We start from the raw sequence: 18,836 nt of genomic DNA on the forward strand, positions 1-18,836 counted from the left end.
GGCTTGCTCCATGCGGTGTTTGCGACATCTCTTTTCGTACAGAGCCTAGGACGAATGTCGAGCCCGAGTATTGAGTAGATTTCGACCCGACTTCGTGTCGTGACTGACCTGCTTAGAAAAAATCCGAAGTCAAAACATGCTGGATTGGGCAGCTTGTTGGATGACGCTGCCCAAGGTTTTCATAGGTTCAGAGGGATCCAGGGTCGCACTGAGGATTGGAATTTCACACTTAGCAGGATCCCCCTAAGCACTGCTATGCGTCTTTTCTATCAGTTCGGGCGGATAGCAAGTGTGCAGTTGGGATTCTGATAGGACTCTCGGGGTCAGAGGTATGCATTAGTGTGCATCCGAGAGCAGTTAACTCACGTGCATGCTTGGACAAGGGACGCTTGCGCCAAGGGAGGAAGGGTAAAAATAGGCACAAAAAAAGGGCTCAGATCTCTCTTGCCCTTGATTCGCTTGTGTTTGGCGGGGAACCAGGGATTCGAACCCTGGGAACGCTCTCACGTTCGCCGGTTTTCAAGACCGGTGCATTCAACCACTCTGCCAATTCCCCGATGCAATTCTGAGGGTATCCTGAAGTGTGCATCTGGGGACTACCTGAGATAAGAACTCTAGGATAGTTGCCCATCGACGGTTTTCAAGACCGTTGCCTTAAACCACTCGGCCACGCTTCCAGCTCGTTTTGCGGCCGCCATAATACCGTAATGAAACAAGCTGTCAAACTCTCTGTGTCGCGGCTTGCGGAGCGTCTGTTAGACTGCTTGCATCTGAACGTCCAAAACCATGGATTCATAAGGAGTGTCGCCATGCGCGAACAGGATTATGCCGTACACCACGGCCAGCAAGCCGAGCAGCAGGAGGTCAGCAAGGTCCTGCGCAACACCTACAGCCTGCTGGCACTCACCCTCGCCTTCAGCGGTGTCATGGCCTTCGTTGCCCAGCAGATGCGCGTCGGTTACCCGAATGTGTTCGTCGTGCTCATAGGCTTCTACGGGCTGTTCTTCCTCACTGCCAAACTGCGTGATTCGGTCTGGGGCCTGGTTTCCACCTTCGCCCTCACCGGCTTCATGGGCTTCATTCTCGGCCCGATCCTCAACCGGTACCTGGGCATGGCCGGTGGCGCTGAAGTGGTCAGCTCGGCGTTTGCCATGACTGCGCTGGTGTTTGGTGGCCTGTCGGCCTACGTACTGATCACCCGCAAGGACATGAGCTTCCTCAGCGGTTTCATTACCGCTGGTTTCTTTGTACTGCTAGGTGCCGTGGTCGCGAGCTTCTTCTTCCAGATCAGCGGCCTGCAACTTGCAATCAGTGCCGGCTTCGTGCTGTTCTCGTCGGTCTGCATTCTGTTCCAGACCAGCGCGATCATTCATGGCGGTGAGCGGAACTACATCATGGCGACCATCAGCCTGTATGTGTCGATCTACAACCTTTTCATCAGCTTGCTGCAGCTGTTTGGCATCATGGGTCGTGATGACTGATTGATTGCTGCTTGGGAAAGCCCGCTTCGGCGGGCTTTTCTTTGGGCGCTGGAAATGTTGCGGGCTTGCACGCTGACTTAAAAGTCAAGAAATCCAGCTAATGGTCGGCGATCATGCCGCCATCGTGCATTCCCCTACCGCAATCGCACTTCTGCCCGTAGAATGCGCTCCTTTTTTCTTCCGGGGCAGCTTCACTGATGAGCTCACACGAACACAGCCCAGGCGCGGCGGCGCCTGCAAACGAACTGGTACTTGGCCTTGAGGACAAGCCACGGCTGTTGATCGGCCTGCTGGCAGCCCTGCAACATCTGCTGGCGATCATCGTGCCGATCGTGACCCCTGGCCTGCTGATCTGCCAGGCGCTGGGTGTTTCGGCTCGCGATACCAACCTCATCGTCTCCATGTCGCTGGTGATCTCCGGTATCGCCACTTTCGTCCAGTGCAAGCGCTTCGGCCCGTTCGGTGCCGGGCTGCTGATCGTGCAGGGCACCAGTTTCAACTTCGTTGGGCCACTGATTGCCGGCGGCGCGCTGATGGTCAAGCAAGGTACGCCGGTGGAAAGCGTGATGGCGGCGATCTTCGGCGTAGTGATTGCCGGCTCGTTCGTCGAAATGGGCGTGTCGCGGATCCTGCCGTTCGTCAAACGCCTGATCACCCCACTGGTGACCGGCATCGTGGTGCTGATGATCGGCCTGACCCTGATCAAGGTCGGCCTTATCAGCATGGGTGGCGGTTTCGGCGCCATGGCCAATGGCACCTTCGCCAACGGCGAAAACCTGATGCTGTCGGGTGCTGTGCTGGCGGTGATCGTGATCCTCAACCGCATCCCGGTGGTATGGATGCGCAGCTGCGCGATCGTCATTGCCCTGGCAGTCGGCTATGCCCTGGCCGGTTACCTCGGACGCCTGGACTTCACCGGCATGCACGAAGCCGCGCTGTTCCAGGTGCCGATGCCGCTGCATTTCGGCCTGGGCTTCTCCTGGGCGTTGTTCATCCCGATGCTGGTGATCTACCTGGTGACTTCGCTGGAAGCCATCGGTGATGTCACCGCCACCAGCAAGGTTTCGCGCCAACCGGTCGAAGGCCCGCTGTGGATGTCGCGCATCAAGGGCGGGGTGCTGGTCAACGGCGCCAACTCGCTGCTGGCTGGCCTGTTCAACACCTTCCCCAGCTCGATCTTTGCACAGAACAACGGTGTGATTCAGCTGACCGGCATTGCCAGCCGCCATATCGGTATCTGGATTGCCGTGATGCTGGTGCTGCTGGGGCTGTTTCCGAGCGTGGCCGGGGTGATTCAGGCAGTGCCTGAGCCAGTGCTGGGTGGTGCGGCCATGGTCATGTTCGGCGCGGTGGCCGCGTCGGGCATCAATATTCTGGCCAGTACTCGCCTGGACCGTCGCGCCCTGCTGATCATCGCCGTGTCGCTGGCACTGGGCCTGGGCGTGGCGCAGGTGCCGGAGTTCCTCGCGCACATGCCTGCTGCCATCCGCAATGTGCTGGAGTCGGGTGTGGCCACAGGGGGCATCTGCGCCCTGGTGCTCAACTGGTTCCTGCCGGAAAGCAAGGAAAACGCCTGATCCGCACCTGCCCCGCCGACAAAGCCCGCGCCCACTTGCGCGGGCTTTTTGCTTTATCATGGCGGCATTCCTTTGCACGAGTTATCCATGAAATTCGCTATCGCGGTTTTTTCCCCGGCCCATGCGCCCTCTTCGCGCCGCGCCTTGCGCTTCGCCGAGGCAGTGCTGGCTGGCGGGCATGAGATTGCCCGGCTGTTCTTCTATCAGGACGGGGTACACAGTGCCTCGGCCAACGTGGTCGCACCCCAGGATGAACAGGACATCGCCGCCCAATGGCGGACCTTCATCGAAGTAAAACGCCTCGATGCAGTGGTGTGCATCGCCGCCGCACTGCGCCGCGGCGTGCTCGATGACGCCGAAGCCAACCGCTACCAACGCCCGGCGGTCAACCTGCCCAAGCCGTGGGAGTTGTCTGGCCTCGGCCAGCTGCACGAAGCCGCTCAAAATGCCGACCGCCTGGTCTGTTTCGGAGGCGACTGAAATGGCCAAATCCATGTTGATCATCAGCCGCCAGGCACCCTGGAACGGCCCGGCTGCCCGCGAAGCACTGGACATCGCCCTGGCCGGCGGCGCCTTCGATCTGCCGCTGGCCATGCTGTTCCTCGATGACGGCGTGTTCCAGTTGGCACCCGGTCAGCAACCTGCCGCCGTGGAGCAGAAGAACCTCGCCGCCAACCTGCAGGCGCTGCCGATGTTTGGCGTCGAAGAGCTGTTTGCCTGCCAGCACAGCCTGGCGCGGCGTGGCCTTGCCGCCGACGGCCTGGAGCTGCCGGTGGAGGTGCTGGACAACGCAGCCCTGCAGGCCCTGATTGCCCGTTTCGACCAAGTGGTGACGCTCTGATGCCAACCCTGCACGTGTTATCCCACTCCCCGTTCGGCGACGAGCGCCTGGACAGCTGCCTGCGCCTGCTGGGCGCTGACGATGGCGTGCTGCTGTGCGGCGATGCGGTCTATGCGCTGCGCGACGGCAGTGACAGCCAGCGCCAACTGCAAGCTGCCAACCTGGCACGGCGCCTGTTCGCCCTCGACGAAGACCTGCTGGCCCGTGGCATCAGCAGCGCGCTGGCCGAGGCCGTGAATTACCAGGCCTTCGTCGAGCTGTCACTGCACTACGACAAGGTCAACAGCTGGCTATGAGTACGCTGAATGTTGGCGATCGCGCCATCGCCCTGGACAAGGATGGCTTCCTGGTCGACCTGCAAGACTGGTCGCGCCCCGTCGCCGAAGCCCTGGCCGAGCGCGAAAGCATCGCCCTGACCGCCGACCACTGGGAAATCCTCGAACTGCTGCGCCAGTTCTACGACGAATACCAGCTGTCGCCGGCCACCCGCCCTCTGATCAAGTACGCCGCGCTCAAGCTGGGCACGGAAAAAGGCAACAGCCCGCACCTAAACCGCCTGTTCAATGGCACCCCCGCCAAACTCGCCGCCAAGCTGGCGGGCCTGCCCAAGCCGACCAATTGCATATGACCGACGCCCGCCCGCTGACCCTGGAAACACCGGCCGAACACCCGTTCGCCGAATTCGTGCGCATCCTTGGCAAAGGCAAACGCGGCGCCCGCGGCCTGACCCGCGAGGAAGCCCGCGCCGCCATGACCCTGCTGCTCGAAGGCAAGGTCGAAGATACCCAGCTCGGTGCCTTCCTGATGTTGCTGCGGCACAAGGAAGAGAGCGCAGAAGAACTCGCCGGCTTCACCGAAGCCCTGCGTGCGCACCTGCAAGTGCCGCGTATCGCCGTGGATATCGACTGGCCGACCTACGCCGGCAAGAAGCGCCATCTGCCTTGGTACCTGCTGAGCGCCAAGTGCCTGGCCGCCAACGGTGTGCGCATCCTCATGCACGGCGGCGGCGCACATACCGCCGGGCGCCTGTACACCGAACAGCTGCTGGCGCTGCTGGAGATCCCGCTTTGCCGCGACTGGGCAGCGGTCAGCCAGGCCCTCGACCAGCATCGCCTGGCCTTCGCTCCGCTGCATGACTGGGCGCCACAGCTGCAGCGGATGATTGATCTGCGCAACACGCTGGGCCTGCGCTCGCCCATCCATTCCCTGGCGCGGGTGCTGAATCCACTGGCTGCGCGCTGCGGCCTGCAGAGCATCTTCCACCCTGGTTACCAGGCGGTGCACCGTGAAGCCAGCCGCCTGCTCGGCGACCATGCCGTAGTGATCAAGGGTGATGGCGGCGAGATCGAGGTCAACCCGGATGTCATTAGCCACCTCTACGGCACCAGTGCAGGCGAAGCCTGGGACGAGGAATGGCCGGCGCTGAGCGAACGCCGCCATGTAAAACCACCGAGCCTGCAGCCCGAGCAGCTACTGGCGGTCTGGCGTGGCGAAGCCGAGGACAGCTACGGCGAAATGGCCGTGGTGGCGACCATGGCCCTGGCGCTGCGTGGCCTGGGCCAGGAGCGCGAACAGGCTTTCGCCACCGCACGTGGTTACTGGGCCGCTCGCAACCAATCGAATAAATAGATTATAAGGGCGCGGTCTTTGCGCTAGTTATTCGAACGATTTGCCCTAGACTGGGCTCCAACGACAAACAACTTTGTTTCCGAGGAGCTCACCATGGGCCTTTTGATCGACGGTCGCTGGCATGACCAGTGGTACGAAAACGGCAAGGACGGCACCTTCAAACGGGAAAACGCCCAGCGCCGCAATCAACTGCCCGCGCCAGAAGCCGGCCGTTATCACCTGTACGTTTCACTGGCCTGCCCATGGGCCCACCGCACCCTGATCTTCCGCGCCCTCAAAGGCCTTGAGCCGCTGATCGACGTGTCGGTGGTCAGCTGGTTGATGCAGGACCATGGCTGGACCTTCGACCAGCAGCAAGGCTCCACCGGCGACCACCTCGATGCCCTGCAGTATCTGCACCAGCGCTACACCCAGGACGACCCGCACTACACCGGCCGCGTGACCGTGCCCGTGCTGTGGGACAAGCAAGAGAAACGCATCGTCAACAACGAGTCGTCGGAGATCATCCGCATCTTCAACAGCGCGTTCAACGAGCTGACCGGCAATACCTTGGACCTGTACCCGGAGCCACTGCGCCCGACCATCGAGGCGTTGAACGAACGCATCTACCCGGCGGTGAACAACGGCGTGTACCGCGCAGGCTTCGCCACCACGCAGGATGCCTACGAGGCGGCGTTCGATGAGGTATTCAACGAGCTGGATCATCTGGAAGCGCTGCTGGGCCGCAATCGCTACCTCGCTGGCGAGTACCTGACCGAGGCCGATGTGCGCCTGTTCACGACCTTGGTGCGTTTCGATGCGGTGTACCACGGGCACTTCAAGTGCAACCTGCGGCGGTTGAGCGACTACCACAACCTGTCCAACTGGCTACGCGAGCTGTACCAGTGGCCGGGGGTGGCTGGGACGGTGGATATGGAACATATCCAGAAGCATTACTACATGAGCCACAAGACCATCAACCCGAACGGGATCGTGCCCAAGGGGCCGTTGCAGGACTTCAACCTGCCCCATGATCGGGAGCGGTTGGTGGGGAAAGGGATCTACCAGGGTTGAGATCGCTGGGGCTGCTTTGCAGCCCCAACGATTTCAGCTGTGTTGCGAACCTTCGAACCAGGCCAGCTTGTCGCGCAACTGCACCACTTCCCCGACAATCACCAGGGTCGGCGCATGCACTTCATGCCGAGCCACCAGCTCCGGCAAATCCGCCAAGGTACCGGTGAACACCCGCTGATTGCGCGTAGTGCCCTGCTGCACCAGTGCCGCCGGCGTGCTCGCCGCCCGCCCATGGCGAATCAGCTCGGCACAGATGGTCGGCAACCCCACCAGCCCCATGTAAAACACCAGGGTCTGGGCCGGCGCCACCAGGTCATCCCACGGCAGGTTGCTGGTGCCATCCTTGAGGTGCCCGGTGACGAAACGCACCGACTGGGCATAGTCACGGTGAGTCAGCGGAATGCCGCCATAGGCGGAGCAACCACTGGCCGCGGTAATCCCCGGTACCACCTGGAACGGAATGCCGTGCTCGGCCAGCTCCTCGATCTCTTCGCCACCCCGGCCGAAGATGAACGGGTCGCCGCCTTTGAGGCGCAACACACGCTTGCCCTGCAGGGCGAGATCGACCAACAGGCGATTGATCTGGTCCTGGGGCACGGAGTGGTCGGCGCGACGCTTGCCAACATAGATACGCTCCGCATCACGCCGGCACATCTCGATGATGGCCGGTGCCACCAGGCGGTCGTAGAGCACCACGTCGGCCTGCTGCATCAGGCGCAAGGCACGGAAGGTCAGCAAGTCCGGATCACCCGGCCCGGCCCCGACCAGATACACCTCACCGCCCTGCTGCACCGGGGCACCTTCGACCATCGCCTGCAACAGGCGCTCGGCCTCGGCGCCCTGCCCGGCCAGCTGGCGTTCGGCAATCGGCCCCTGGAACACGGTTTCCCAGAAGCCTCGGCGCTGATTGACATCCGGGTACAGGGATTTGACCTTGTGCCGGAAGCGCGCTGCCAGCCCGGCCAGCTCACCATAAGCCGACGGAATCCAGGCCTCCAGCTTGGCGCGAATCAAGCGCGCCAACACCGGGGCGTCACCGCCACTGGACACCGCGATCACCAACGGGGAACGGTCGACGATGGCCGGGAAGATCACCGTGCACAGCGCCGGCGCATCCACCACGTTGACCGGCAGGCTCAGCGCCTGTGCGTCCGCCGACACCTGGGCGTTGAGCCCAGGGTCGTCGGTGGCCGCGATCACCAGTCGGCAACCGACCAGGTCGGCCGCCTGATAGCCACGCACCAGCACCTCACCGCCACCTTCCCGGGCCAACGCGGCCAGCTGACCGTCGATGTCCGGCGCCACCACGCGCAGCGCGGCGCCGGCATCAGCCAGCAGGCGCGCCTTGCGCAAGGCGATCTCACCGCCGCCGACGACCAGCACCCGGCCGCCCTGCAGCTTGTGGAACAGCGGCAGGTAATCCATTTAGCGGATGACCTCGACGCCGCCCATGTACGGCTTCAGCACGTCCGGTACGCGGATCGAACCGTCGGCCTGCTGGTAGTTTTCCAGCACCGCGACCAGGGTACGGCCTACGGCCAGTCCAGAACCGTTGAGGGTATGCACCAGCTCTGGCTTGCCGGTTTCCGGATTGCGCCAGCGAGCCTGCATGCGGCGTGCCTGGAAGTCACCGCAGTTGGAGCACGAGCTGATCTCGCGGTACTTGTCCTGGCTCGGCACCCACACTTCCAGGTCGTAGGTCTTCACAGCGCCAAAGCCCATGTCGCCGGTGCACAGGGCCAGCACGCGGTAGGGCAGCTGCAGCAGCTGCAGGACGCGCTCGGCGTTGGCGGTCAGGCTTTCCAGGGCTTCCATCGACTTGGACGGTTCGACGACCTGAACCATCTCGACCTTGTCGAACTGGTGTTGGCGGATCATGCCACGGGTGTCACGGCCCGACGCACCGGCTTCACTGCGGAAGCAAGGGGTGTGGGCAACCAGTTTCAAGGGCAACTGCTTGGCGTCGAGGATCTGGCCGGCAACCAGGTTGGTCAGCGACACTTCGGCGGTCGGGATCAGGTAGAAGTCAGCTTCGCCTTCGCGGGTGATCTTGAACAGGTCTTCCTCGAACTTCGGCAACTGGCCAGTGCCCTGCAGGGCCGGGGCCTGCACCAGGTACGGGGTGTAGTGTTCCTCGTAGCCGTGCTCGCCGGTGTGCAGGTTGATCATGAACTGCGCCAGGGCGCGGTGCAGGCGGGCAATCGGCCCGCGCAGCACGGCAAAGCGCGCGCCAGACAGCTTGGCCGCGGCTTCGAAGTCCAGGCCACCGCTGACTTCACCCAAGGCGACGTGGTCCTTGATCTCGAAATCGAAGGCGGTCGGCGTACCCCAGCGGCGCACTTCTACGTTGTCGTCCTCGCTGGCACCGACCGGTACGCTGGCGTCCGGCAGGTTGGGGATGGTCAGCAGGATGCTGTCCAGTTCGGCCTGGATAGCATCCAGCTCTACCTTGCCAGCGGCCAGTTCATTGGCCATGCGCTCGACGTCCGCCATCAGCGGGGCAATGTCCTCGCCCTTGGCCTTGGCCTGGCCGATCGACTTGGAACGGGCGTTACGCTCGGCTTGCAGCTGCTCGGTGCGGGTCTGCACCGCCTTGCGGCGCTCTTCCAGTGATTCGATGCGCGCGACATCCAGGCTGAAGCCACGGGAGGCCAGGCGATCCGCCACTTCCTGAAGTTGGCCGCGTAACAGTTTGGAATCGAGCATATCGTTCTCTCGTTATGGATAAGTGTTGGTTCAGAATCGGGTCAGGGACAGGCCGGCCCAGGTGGCCAGGAGCCCGCCCACCACGCTGATACTGGTATAGCCCAAGGCGAGGGGCACTTGCCCACTTTCGATCAGGCGCACGGTATCGAGCGAGAAGGAAGAAAAGGTCGTCAGGCCACCGAGGAAGCCGACGATCAGGCCGGCGCGCAGTTCGACCGGCGCCAGCGGTTTGTGCAGGAACAGGCCGTAAAGCAGGCCGATCAGCAGGCAGCCCGCCAGGTTGACCGCCAGCGTACCGAGATAGAAGTGCCGTGGCCAGTTGGCCGCGACCCAATTGGCGGTGGCGAAGCGTAGCAAGGTCCCGGCAATACCACCGGCGCTGACTGCAGCGATCAGGGCAATCATGGTTTTCTCCGCTGGCGGGGGCTGTTGCGGTCAAGCTCGGCCAGGTGGCGCAGTTTCTCGCCGATCTTCAGCTCCAGGCCTCGCGGCACGGGCTGGTAGTACTGGCGTGGCTCAAGCGCCTCGGGGAAGTAATCCTCACCAGCGGCATAGGCATCGGGCTCGTCGTGGGCGTAGCGGTATTCTTCGCCATAGCCCAATTGTTTCATCAGCTTGGTCGGCGCGTTGCGCAGGTGCAGCGGCACCTCCAGCGAGCCATGTTCGGCCGCCTCGCGCAACGCGGTCTTGAAGCCCACATAGACGGCATTGCTCTTCGGCGCGCAGGCGATGTAGGTGATGGCCTGGGCCACCGCCAGCTCGCCTTCCGGGCTGCCCAGGCGTTCCTGCACGTCCCAGGCGGCCAGGCACAGGCTCAGGGCCCGCGGGTCGGCGTTGCCGATGTCCTCGCTGGCCATGCGCACGACGCGACGGGCGATGTACAGCGGGTCGCAACCGCCGTCGAGCATGCGCGCGAACCAGTACAGGGCGCCATCGGGGTTGGAGCCGCGCACCGACTTGTGCAGCGCGGAAATCTGGTCGTAGAACGCCTCGCCGCCCTTGTCGAAACGCCGCCGGCTGTCGCCGAGCAGGCTTTGCAGCATCTCGACGTCGATCTCGCTGCCATCTTCGGCAAGGTCGGCAGCGTTCTCCAGGAAGTTGAGCATGCGCCGGCCATCGCCATCGGCGGCAGCCATGAGCATCTTGAAGGCGTCGTCACCGACGCGCAGGTTGCGCTTGCCCAGCCCGCGCTCTTCCGTCAGCGCACGGTTGACCAGCTTGCGCAGCGCCGCTTCGTCCAGGCTCTTGAGCACGTAGACCCGCGCCCGCGACAGCAGGGCGTTGTTCAGTTCGAACGAGGGATTCTCGGTGGTAGCACCGATGAACAGTAGCGTGCCGTCTTCGACGTAGGGCAGAAAGGCATCCTGCTGGGACTTGTTGAAACGGTGCACTTCGTCGACGAACAGAATGGTGCGTCGGCCATACTGGCCGGCCTGCTGCTTGGCCACTTCGACGGCCTGGCGGATCTCCTTGACCCCCGCCAACACCGCCGAGACCGTCTCGAAGTGCGCATCGCAGAAATGCGCCAGCAGCCGCGCCAGGGTGGTCTTGCCCACCCCCGGCGGCCCCCAGAAGATCATCGAGTGCAGCGCACCCTGCTCCAGCGCCTCGCGCAGCGGTTTGCCGCGCGCCAGCAGGTGCTCCTGGCCGACGTATTCGTCCAGGTTGGACGGGCGCAGGCGGGCCGCCAGAGGCTGGGCGACGGGTTCGCTCCGAAACAGGTCCATGGCGAGCTCTGCTTACTCCTTGATGACGTCGGCGCCTTTGGGGATGTCGAACCTGAACTGGTTGTCCGGCACCGCCTGGTTGGCCTTGACGCCATTGAACAGGATGTTGGTGCGCTGGCCGACGCTGTCGATCAGCTGCATGTCGTTGATCAAGCCTTTGCGGAACGACACGCGCAGCGAGTCGAACAGGGTGTCCTTGGTCTTTGGCTTGAGGGTGAAGTCCATCACGTCGCCCTGCTCCTTGGAGGTGATGTCGAAGCTCTGGCTGATCTTCGACACGTCACCGGACAGCAGCAGTGCCGGGGTCTGGTTCAGGCGCTGGTCGAGCTTCTTGATGGTCGCCTGCTCCAGGTCCGGGTCCCACAAGGTGACGTTCTTGCCGTCGGACACCACTACCTGCTCCTGCGGCGCATTGGTGTGCCAGTAGAACAGGCCCGGGCGCTTCACAGTCATCTTGCCGGACGTTTCCTGCAGGCTGGTACCGCCCGCGTCGAGGGTCAGCTGGGAGAAGTTGGCCTCGATGGTCTGGGATTTTTCCAGCAACTGGGTCAGGCGTTGTACATCTTGCTCACCGGCATAAGCAGTAACCGAGCCCAGGGTCAGGGCAGAAACCAACAGCATGCGAATCGCGCGCATGGGAATCCTCATTGAGCATTGAAAAGGCCGGGCGCCACCGTTGGCGCCCGGCAAGGTGTTCATCAGTCGCGCGGGCCACCCGGGGCAATCACTTCCCGCGAGCCGTTGCTGTTCATCGGGGTGACCACGCCGGCCATCTCCATCGACTCGATCATCCGCGCGGCGCGGTTGTAGCCGATCTTGAGCTTGCGCTGTACGGCCGAGATGGAAGCGCGGCGGCTTTCCAGCACGAACTGCACGGCCTCATCATACAGGGCATCGGTTTCGGCATCGTCACCATCGCCCCCACCGCCGCCGCCGCCGCCATCGAAGCCGCTACCGGCCTCTTCGACGCCATTGAGGATGTCATCGTTGTAGTCCGGCGCGCCACGCAGCTTCCACGCCTCGACCGTGCGGTGCACTTCATCGTCGGAGACGAACGCACCGTGCACACGGATGGGCAGGCTGGTGCCCGGCGGCATGTACAGCATGTCACCGTGGCCAAGCAACTGTTCGGCGCCGCCTTGGTCGATGATGGTCCGCGAGTCGATCTTGCTCGACACCTGGAACGCCATGCGGGTCGGGATGTTGGCCTTGATCAGGCCGGTGATCACATCCACCGACGGGCGCTGGGTGGCGAGGATCAGGTGGATACCGGCAGCCCGTGCCTTCTGGGCGATACGGGCGATCAGCTCTTCGACCTTCTTGCCGACGATCATCATCATGTCGGCAAATTCGTCGACCACCACGACGATGGTCGGCAGGGTCTTCAGCGCTGGCGGCTCGTCGTCCATGCTCTCGCGGCGGTACAGCGGGTCATGGATGATCTCGCCAGCTTCCTGGGCGTCCTTGATCTTGCGGTTGAAGCCGGCCAGGTTACGCACGCCCATGGCCGCCATCAGCTTGTAACGCCGCTCCATCTCGGCCACGCTCCAGCGCAGGGCGTTGGCGGCGTCCTTCATGTCGGTGACCACCGGGCACAGCAGGTGCGGGATGCCCTCGTAGATCGACAGCTCGAGCATTTTCGGGTCGATCATGATCAGCCGCGCGTCTTCCGGGCTGGACTTGAACAGGATCGACAGGATCATCGCGTTGACACCCACCGACTTACCGGAACCGGTAGTACCGGCCACCAGCAGGTGCGGCATCTTGGCCAGGTCGGTGATCACCGGCTTGCCGCCGATGTCGTGGCCCAGAGCCAGGGTGACCGGCGATTTCTGCTCGTCGTACTGCGGCGTCGCGAGCACTTCCGAGAAGCGCACCATCTGCCGGTTTTCGTTGGGGATCTCGATACCCACGGTGGTCTTGCCGGGGATGACCTCGACCACCCGCACGCTGGTCACCGCCAGGGAACGCGCCAGGTCCTTGGCCAGGTTGGCAATGCGGCTGACTTTCACGCCAGCGGCCGGCTGGATTTCGTAACGGGTAATCACCGGGCCCGGGTGGATGGAGTCCACCGAGACTTCCACGCCGAACTCCTTGAGCTTGATTTCCAGCAACTGGCCGACACCGGCCAGGGACTCTGGCGAGTACTCGATCTTCTTCTGTTCGGCCGGGTCGAGGATGGAAATCGACGGCAGGGTCCCCTCTACGGCGCTGTCGACGAACAGCGGCGCCTGTTTTTCCTTCATGACCCGCTTGCTCGGCTCCGGCGCCCTTGCCGCGGCCGGGGGCACAATGGTCGGGGCCGCTGCTGGCTGCTCGCGGGAGACCACGGGCTCAAGCGGCACGACAGGTTCGCGGGCGAGGGTTGGTTCGCGAGGCACCACAGGCTCGCGGGCGAGTGTCGGTTCACGGGAAAGGGTCGGTTCACGCGGCTCGACGGGCTGGGCCGGCGTTTCCTCACGCTTGAAGATGCGCTCGCGCAGCGCCGGTTTGGCTGGTTCACGCTTGTCGCTGGCCTTCGACCCCAGATCGAACACCGGGTCGTCCACTTCACGCAGTTGCGCCTCCAGGCGCTTGCGCTCGTTGCGTGCCTCCCACCAGCGGCTGGCCGCGCCCTGAACCAGTTCGAACAGGTCGAGGGTGATCTTGCCGGTCATGTCCATCACCTTGAACCATGACAGGTCGGTGAACACGGTCAGGCCGAACAGGAACAGGGCAATGAACATCAGGGTGCTGCCCTGCACGTTCAGCAGGTTGCGCGCCAGGTCGCCGAGGCTTTCGCCCAGCGCACCGCCCGCGGAAAACGGCAGGCTCGCCGGCGGGTGGAAATGGATATGCGCCAGCGCCGCGCCCGACAGCACCAGGAACACCAGGCCGATCAGCCGCCAGGAGAACAGCCAGCCGCTCCATTGCCACGGCTGGTGCCGTTCGCGGAAGATCTGCCAGGTCTTGATCGCCAGCAGCAACGGGAAGATATAGGCGAAGTAGCCGAGCACCATGAACAGGATGTCGGCAAAGTACGCGCCGGCACGCCCGGCGGCATTCTGCACCTGGTCGATGTTGCTGGTATGGCTGAAGCCCGGGTCCGACGTGTCGTAGGTCAGCAGTGCCATCCACAGGTACAGGCACAGGGCGCCGACAGCGATCAACGCGCCTTCCTTGAGGCGGTAATGCAGCTGCTGCCGCCACAGGGGCACAGGCAAAGGAGCTGGAGTTGCGGTGGATTTCTTCAAAACGCGTCTATTCCTGCGCGTGCTGCGCGTCCAGTAGTGATCGGCCGGTGTCTGGCCAATGAACCACTACTTTTAACATTACTGCCCGCCAGCCGCCATGACGGCACGCCGTATGGAGCTCGAGTGGGGGCGACTTTCGTATAGGTGCAATTTGAGCATGCATTGCCTTCTGTGACAAAGGCTTATGCTGTGTTTTTGCACAGGTGTGACAGCAAATGTAGCGGATGGTGCCTACGCCTTCATGAATGTGTAGGAAATTGCCTATTCTGCTGCCAGCCAATAACTGCTGAGCCTGCCAGCATTGACCCCGCAAGCCCTGCAAGCCATGCTGCCCTCTCCCCTCCCCCACCGCACGATAGACCATGCTCACCTGGCTAACCCGCGACTCGCTGACCTTCCCACCCCTGGAAAAGGCCCTGCACGACCCCAACGGTTTGCTTGCCGCTGGCGGCGACCTGAGCCCCGAGCGCCTGGAGCAGGCCTACCGGCATGGCTGCTTCCCTTGGTATCAGGACGGCCAGCCGATTCTCTGGTGGTCACCTGACCCGCGCACGGTGCTGTTCCCTGACGAGCTGCACGTCTCGCGCTCGCTGGCCAAACTGATGCGCCAGGGCCGCTACCAGGTCAGCTTCGACACCGACTTCCCGGCGGTGATTGCCGCCTGCGCTGCCCCGCGCGACTACGCCGACGGCACCTGGATCACCGACACCATGCGCAATGCCTACTGCGAACTGCACCGGCGCGGTATTGCCCATTCGGTAGAAGTGCGCGCAGACGGCGTGCTGGTCGGCGGCCTGTATGGCCTGGCCATCGGCCAACTGTTCTTCGGCGAGTCGATGTTCAGCCGCGCCGACAATGCCTCCAAGGTCGGCTTCGTGACGCTGGTCGAACACCTGCGCCAGGCCGGCTTCGTGCTGATCGACTGCCAGATGCCCACCAACCACCTGCATAGCCTGGGCGCCCGGGCCATCAGCCGCAGCCGCTTCGCCGATTACCTGGCGCGCCACCTCGATCAGCCCAACAGTGCTACCTGGGTTTGCTAGGCGAGTTTTGCCAGCTGGCTTACACTTAAAGCAAAGTCTCACCGAGGGGGTTGATCATGACAGAGTTGGCGCGGTTGAAGTTCTATGCCACTCAACCCCACTCCTGCAGCTACCTGCCGGACGAACAGGCCACCACGCTGTTCCTCGACCCCAGCCAGCCGATGGACGTGCATGTGTATGCCGATCTGTCGGAAATGGGCTTTCGCCGCAGCGGTGACCACCTGTACCGCCCGCATTGCCAGAACTGCAATGCCTGCGTGCCAGCGCGCATCCCCGCCGCGCGCTTCATCCCCAACCGCCAGCAGCGGCGCATCCTCAAGCGTAATGCCGACCTGACCGTGACGGCGGCGCGCCCGGCGTTCAAGGAAGAATATTTCGACCTGTACCGGCGCTACATCGAGACCCGTCACGCCGATGGCGACATGTACCCGCCGAGTCGCGACCAGTTTTCCACCTTCCTGGTCCGCGACCTGCCGTTCTGCTGGTTCTACGAGTTCCGCCTCGAAGGCCGCCTGCTGGCAGTGGCCGTCTGTGACCTGCTGCCCAATGGCCTGTCGGCGGTCTACACGTTCTACGAGCCGGAAGAAGAACGCCGCAGCCTCGGGCGCTTTGCCATCCTCTGGCAGATCACCGAAGCCTTGCGCCAGGATCTGGAAGCGGTGTACCTGGGTTACTGGATCAAGAACTGCAAGAAAATGAACTACAAGACGCAGTATCGGCCTATCGAGTTGTTGATAAACCAGCGCTGGGTCACCCTCAACTGAAAGCATTGGCTTGACACACAGTTTTCGGGCATAATCCACGCCACTTTTTTGCCCGGTGCGGTATGCGTCGGGCCAACACTGGATCCGAGGGCTCTACTGCATGTCGAAAGAAGACAGCTTCGAAATGGAAGGTACTGTCGTCGACACCCTGCCCAACACCATGTTCCGCGTGGAGTTGGAAAACGGGCACGTCGTAACCGCGCACATCTCCGGAAAGATGCGCAAGAACTACATCCGCATTCTCACTGGCGACAAGGTCCGCGTCGAACTGACGCCTTACGACCTGAGCAAGGGCCGCATCACTTACCGTGCGCGCTAAGCTCCAGCCATGAAAAAGCCCGGCCATGTGCCGGGCTTTTTTGTGCCTGCCAGATTGTATGGGGCTACTTCGCAGCCCTGTGGCAGCGGTTCACCCGCGAAGAGCCCAACCCGATGGATGGCACCGGCTGCGCCGGTGTTCGCGGCTGAAGCCGCTCCCACAGGTACAGCCCTGCCCCTCCGTCAGGCCACCTCAGCCGTAGTCTCGAAGTCGAACACCAGTTCGCCATCGCGCAGGTCGACGTGCACCACGCCACCGTGCTCGGCCAGCTCACCAAACAGGATCTCTTCGGCCAGCGGCCGCTTGATCTTGTCCTGGATAAGCCGCGCCATCGGCCGTGCTCCCATCTGCACGTCGTAGCCGGAAGCAGCCAGCCAGCCGCGGGCGGCATCGCTGACTTCCAGCAGCACACGCTTGTCTTCCAACTGCGCCTGCAACTCGATGAGGAACTTGTCGACGATGCTCTTGATCGTCTCGGTGCTGAGGCGGCCAAACTGGATGATGGTGTCCAGGCGGTTGCGGAACTCCGGCGTGAAGCTCTTGCGGATGACTTCCATGGCATCGGACGCATGGTCCTGATGGGTGAAGCCGATCGAAGCCCGCGCGGCGGTTTCGGCACCGGCGTTGGTGGTCATGATCAGGATCACGTTACGGAAGTCGGCCTTGCGCCCATTGTTGTCGGTCAGGGTACCGTGGTCCATCACCTGCAGCAGCAGGTTGAAGACTTCCGGGTGGGCCTTCTCGATTTCGTCGAGCAGCAGCACGCAGTGCGGTTGCTTGGTGATGGCTTCGGTCAGCAGGCCACCCTGGTCGAAACCAACGTAGCCAGGCGGCGCACCGATCAGGCGCGACACGGTGTGACGCTCCATGTACTCGGACATGTCGAAGCGCACCAGCTCGACGCCCAGCGCCTTGGCCAGCTGCCGCGCCGCTTCGGTCTTGCCCACACCAGTGGGGCCGGCGAACAGGAACGAACCGACCGGCTTGTCCGGCGACTTGAGGCCGGCCCGGGACAGCTTGATGGCGGTGGCCAGCGAGTCGATGGCCTGGTCCTGACCGAACACGGTCAGCTTCAGGTCGCGCTCGAGGTTACGCAGCAACTCCTTGTCGGAACTGGTGACGTGCTTCGGCGGAATCCGCGCGATCTTGGCGACGATGTCCTCGACCTGCGGCACATCGATACGCTTGACCCGGCTGGCTTCAGGCTGCAGGCGCTGATAGGCGCCCGCTTCATCGATCACGTCAATGGCCTTGTCCGGCATGTGGCGATCGTTGATATAGCGCGAGGCCAGCTCGGCGGCGGCGCGCAGGGCTTCATCGCTGTACTCGATGTTGTGGTGGCTCTCGAACCGGCCTTTCAGACCACGCAGGATGCCGACGGTGTCCTCCACCGACGGCTCGCTGACATCGACCTTCTGGAAGCGCCGCGCCAGGGCACGGTCCTTCTCGAAGATGCCGCGGAACTCCTGGAAGGTGGTCGAACCGATGCAACGAATCTCACCCGACGACAGCAGCGGCTTGAGCAGGTTGGAGGCATCCATCACCCCGCCTGACGCCGCACCGGCACCGATGATGGTGTGGATTTCATCGATGAACAGAATCGCTTGCGGGCGCTTTTTCAACTCACCGAGCAGGGCCTTGAAGCGTTTTTCGAAATCACCGCGGTATTTGGTACCCGCCAGCAGCGCGCCAAGGTCCAGCGAATAGACCACGCTCTGCGCCAGCAGGTCCGGCACCTGGCCGTCGACGATGCGTTTGGCCAGGCCTTCGGCGATGGCAGTCTTGCCGACGCCCGCCTCACCGACCAGCAGCGGGTTGTTCTTGCGCCGCCGGGCCAGAATCTGCGCCACACGCTCGACTTCCTGCTCGCGACCCACCAGCGGGTCGATCCGGCCGGCACGGGCCAGTTCGTTCAGGTTGCTGGCGTAGGCGTCCAGCGGGTTGCTCGAAGAGGAGGTTTCGCCACCCTCTTCGTCCTGCATGTCCTGGTCGCTTTCGGAATGCGAACCATGGCCCGGCACTTTGGAGATGCCGTGGGCGATGTAGTTGACCACATCGATACGGGCCACGCTCTGCTGTTTCAGCAGGAACACGGCCTGGCTTTCCTGTTCGCTGAAGATCGCCACCAGCACATTGGCGCCGGTCACTTCGCGCTTGCCGGAACTCTGCACGTGGAACACGGCACGCTGCAGCACCCGCTGGAAGCCCAGGGTCGGCTGGGTTTCGCGGTCTTCGTCGTTGACGGGGATCAGCGGGGTAGTGGAATCGATGAACTCTTGCAGGTCGTGCTTGAGTTTGTCGAGATTCGCGCCACAGGCGCGCAGAACGGTCGCGGCAGCCTCATTGTCAAGGAGCGCCAGCAGCAGATGTTCGACGGTCATGAACTCATGACGCTTCGAACGGGCCTCCTTGAAGGCAAGATTGAGGGTGACTTCGAGCTCGCGGTTTAACATAGCTTCACCT

Annotated in this window: 18 protein-coding genes and 1 tRNA gene; 11 read left to right on the forward strand and 8 right to left on the reverse strand. The window is 63.0% G+C overall.

Annotated elements, in window-relative coordinates:
* Window positions 1-466 precede the first annotated feature (466 nt).
* Window positions 467-556: transfer RNA gene (locus tag APH33_RS19895), tRNA-Ser, on the reverse strand.
* A 253-nt stretch (window positions 557-809) separates the two neighbouring features.
* Here APH33_RS19895 and APH33_RS19900 point away from each other — a divergent pair.
* The 8 genes from APH33_RS19900 to APH33_RS19935 all read left to right on the forward strand — a co-directional run bounded on the left by APH33_RS19900 (window position 810) and on the right by APH33_RS19935 (window position 6,581).
* Window positions 810-1,481 carry a Bax inhibitor-1/YccA family protein gene (locus APH33_RS19900; protein ID WP_027919754.1) on the forward strand — a complete coding sequence of 224 codons (672 nt, stop codon included), beginning with the start codon at window positions 810-812 and terminating at the stop codon, window positions 1,479-1,481.
* Between the two features lie 197 nt (window positions 1,482-1,678).
* Complete coding sequence (locus APH33_RS19905; RefSeq protein WP_054886803.1) at window positions 1,679-3,058, forward strand: nucleobase:cation symporter-2 family protein; 1,380 nt, start codon at window positions 1,679-1,681, stop codon at window positions 3,056-3,058.
* 87 nt (window positions 3,059-3,145) lie between these two features.
* The gene (tusD, locus tag APH33_RS19910) at window positions 3,146-3,538 is read left to right on the forward strand and encodes a sulfurtransferase complex subunit TusD (RefSeq protein WP_054886804.1); all 393 of its coding nucleotides are present in this window, start codon (window positions 3,146-3,148) and stop codon (window positions 3,536-3,538) included.
* Window position 3,539: 1 nt separating this feature from the next.
* Window positions 3,540-3,899 carry a sulfurtransferase complex subunit TusC gene (gene tusC / locus APH33_RS19915; RefSeq protein WP_054886805.1) on the forward strand — a complete coding sequence of 120 codons (360 nt, stop codon included), beginning with the start codon at window positions 3,540-3,542 and terminating at the stop codon, window positions 3,897-3,899.
* Window positions 3,899-4,195: a sulfurtransferase complex subunit TusB gene (gene tusB, locus APH33_RS19920; RefSeq protein WP_054886806.1), complete on the forward strand. Its 297-nt coding sequence runs from the start codon at window positions 3,899-3,901 to the stop codon at window positions 4,193-4,195. Before tusC ends, tusB begins: the two co-directional genes overlap by 1 nt.
* Complete coding sequence (locus tag APH33_RS19925) at window positions 4,192-4,527, forward strand: TusE/DsrC/DsvC family sulfur relay protein (RefSeq protein ID WP_054886807.1); 336 nt, start codon at window positions 4,192-4,194, stop codon at window positions 4,525-4,527. Before tusB ends, APH33_RS19925 begins: the two co-directional genes overlap by 4 nt.
* A 14-nt stretch (window positions 4,528-4,541) precedes the next feature.
* On the forward strand, window positions 4,542-5,528 hold the full coding sequence (locus tag APH33_RS19930; protein WP_371263268.1) for a glycosyl transferase family protein: 987 nt from the start codon (window positions 4,542-4,544) through the stop codon (window positions 5,526-5,528).
* Between the two features lie 93 nt (window positions 5,529-5,621).
* Window positions 5,622-6,581, forward strand: a complete 960-nt coding sequence (locus APH33_RS19935) for a glutathione S-transferase family protein (RefSeq protein ID WP_054886809.1) — start codon at window positions 5,622-5,624, stop codon at window positions 6,579-6,581.
* Window positions 6,582-6,614: 33 nt separating this feature from the next.
* On the opposite strand, the gene cysG is transcribed toward APH33_RS19935, so the two are convergent.
* From cysG to APH33_RS19965, 6 genes are all read right to left on the reverse strand, one after another.
* Window positions 6,615-8,006 carry a siroheme synthase CysG gene (cysG, locus tag APH33_RS19940; protein WP_054886810.1) on the reverse strand — a complete coding sequence of 464 codons (1,392 nt, stop codon included), beginning with the start codon at window positions 8,004-8,006 and terminating at the stop codon, window positions 6,615-6,617.
* Entirely contained in the window at window positions 8,007-9,287 is a 1,281-nt protein-coding gene (serS, locus tag APH33_RS19945) for a serine--tRNA ligase (RefSeq protein WP_054886811.1), read from the reverse strand.
* Window positions 9,288-9,317: 30 nt separating this feature from the next.
* On the reverse strand, window positions 9,318-9,692 hold the full coding sequence (crcB, locus tag APH33_RS19950; RefSeq protein WP_054886812.1) for a fluoride efflux transporter CrcB: 375 nt from the start codon (window positions 9,690-9,692) through the stop codon (window positions 9,318-9,320).
* Window positions 9,689-11,014, reverse strand: a complete 1,326-nt coding sequence (locus tag APH33_RS19955) for a replication-associated recombination protein A (RefSeq protein WP_054886813.1) — start codon at window positions 11,012-11,014, stop codon at window positions 9,689-9,691. The genes crcB and APH33_RS19955 overlap by 4 nt, the downstream gene beginning before the upstream one ends.
* A gap of 12 nt (window positions 11,015-11,026) precedes the next feature.
* Window positions 11,027-11,650 carry an outer membrane lipoprotein chaperone LolA gene (lolA, locus tag APH33_RS19960; protein ID WP_054886814.1) on the reverse strand — a complete coding sequence of 208 codons (624 nt, stop codon included), beginning with the start codon at window positions 11,648-11,650 and terminating at the stop codon, window positions 11,027-11,029.
* Window positions 11,651-11,712: 62 nt separating this feature from the next.
* Window positions 11,713-14,247 carry a DNA translocase FtsK gene (locus APH33_RS19965; RefSeq protein WP_177332430.1) on the reverse strand — a complete coding sequence of 845 codons (2,535 nt, stop codon included), beginning with the start codon at window positions 14,245-14,247 and terminating at the stop codon, window positions 11,713-11,715.
* Window positions 14,248-14,609: 362 nt separating this feature from the next.
* Between APH33_RS19965 and aat the strand changes: the two genes are divergently transcribed.
* The 3 genes from aat to infA all read left to right on the forward strand — a co-directional run bounded on the left by aat (window position 14,610) and on the right by infA (window position 16,373).
* Window positions 14,610-15,290 (forward strand): leucyl/phenylalanyl-tRNA--protein transferase, encoded by a 681-nt coding sequence (gene aat / locus APH33_RS19970; RefSeq protein ID WP_054886816.1) that lies wholly within the window; start codon window positions 14,610-14,612, stop codon window positions 15,288-15,290.
* A 56-nt stretch (window positions 15,291-15,346) separates the two neighbouring features.
* Window positions 15,347-16,054, forward strand: a complete 708-nt coding sequence (locus tag APH33_RS19975) for an arginyltransferase (RefSeq protein WP_054886817.1) — start codon at window positions 15,347-15,349, stop codon at window positions 16,052-16,054.
* 100 nt (window positions 16,055-16,154) lie between these two features.
* Complete coding sequence (gene infA, locus APH33_RS19980) at window positions 16,155-16,373, forward strand: translation initiation factor IF-1 (RefSeq protein ID WP_002553999.1); 219 nt, start codon at window positions 16,155-16,157, stop codon at window positions 16,371-16,373.
* Between the two features lie 182 nt (window positions 16,374-16,555).
* Here infA and clpA read toward each other — a convergent pair whose 3' ends face one another.
* Window positions 16,556-18,826 (reverse strand): ATP-dependent Clp protease ATP-binding subunit ClpA, encoded by a 2,271-nt coding sequence (gene clpA / locus APH33_RS19985; protein WP_054886818.1) that lies wholly within the window; start codon window positions 18,824-18,826, stop codon window positions 16,556-16,558.
* Window positions 18,827-18,836 lie beyond the last annotated feature (10 nt).

The sequence above is a fragment of the Pseudomonas sp. NBRC 111130 genome, assembly GCF_001320485.1.
Lineage (GTDB): Bacteria > Pseudomonadota > Gammaproteobacteria > Pseudomonadales > Pseudomonadaceae > Aquipseudomonas > Aquipseudomonas vlassakiae.

What these genes read in the sequence shown, in the direction of transcription:
- crcB (WP_054886812.1), bottom strand. Translation starts at nt 9,692, where the DNA reads ATGATTGCCCTGATCGCTGCAGTCAGCGCCGGTGGTATTGCCGGGACC.
- APH33_RS19925 (WP_054886807.1), top strand. Translation starts at nt 4,192, where the DNA reads ATGAGTACGCTGAATGTTGGCGATCGCGCCATCGCCCTGGACAAGGAT.
- lolA (WP_054886814.1), bottom strand. Translation starts at nt 11,650, where the DNA reads ATGCGCGCGATTCGCATGCTGTTGGTTTCTGCCCTGACCCTGGGCTCG.
- aat (WP_054886816.1), top strand. Translation starts at nt 14,610, where the DNA reads ATGCTCACCTGGCTAACCCGCGACTCGCTGACCTTCCCACCCCTGGAA.
- APH33_RS19900 (WP_027919754.1), top strand. Translation starts at nt 810, where the DNA reads ATGCGCGAACAGGATTATGCCGTACACCACGGCCAGCAAGCCGAGCAG.
- APH33_RS19975 (WP_054886817.1), top strand. Translation starts at nt 15,347, where the DNA reads ATGACAGAGTTGGCGCGGTTGAAGTTCTATGCCACTCAACCCCACTCC.
- tusC (WP_054886805.1), top strand. Translation starts at nt 3,540, where the DNA reads ATGGCCAAATCCATGTTGATCATCAGCCGCCAGGCACCCTGGAACGGC.
- cysG (WP_054886810.1), bottom strand. Translation starts at nt 8,006, where the DNA reads ATGGATTACCTGCCGCTGTTCCACAAGCTGCAGGGCGGCCGGGTGCTG.
- tusB (WP_054886806.1), top strand. Translation starts at nt 3,899, where the DNA reads ATGCCAACCCTGCACGTGTTATCCCACTCCCCGTTCGGCGACGAGCGC.
- infA (WP_002553999.1), top strand. Translation starts at nt 16,155, where the DNA reads ATGTCGAAAGAAGACAGCTTCGAAATGGAAGGTACTGTCGTCGACACC.
- clpA (WP_054886818.1), bottom strand. Translation starts at nt 18,826, where the DNA reads ATGTTAAACCGCGAGCTCGAAGTCACCCTCAATCTTGCCTTCAAGGAG.
- APH33_RS19905 (WP_054886803.1), top strand. Translation starts at nt 1,679, where the DNA reads ATGAGCTCACACGAACACAGCCCAGGCGCGGCGGCGCCTGCAAACGAA.
- APH33_RS19935 (WP_054886809.1), top strand. Translation starts at nt 5,622, where the DNA reads ATGGGCCTTTTGATCGACGGTCGCTGGCATGACCAGTGGTACGAAAAC.
- tusD (WP_054886804.1), top strand. Translation starts at nt 3,146, where the DNA reads ATGAAATTCGCTATCGCGGTTTTTTCCCCGGCCCATGCGCCCTCTTCG.
- APH33_RS19955 (WP_054886813.1), bottom strand. Translation starts at nt 11,014, where the DNA reads ATGGACCTGTTTCGGAGCGAACCCGTCGCCCAGCCTCTGGCGGCCCGC.
- serS (WP_054886811.1), bottom strand. Translation starts at nt 9,287, where the DNA reads ATGCTCGATTCCAAACTGTTACGCGGCCAACTTCAGGAAGTGGCGGAT.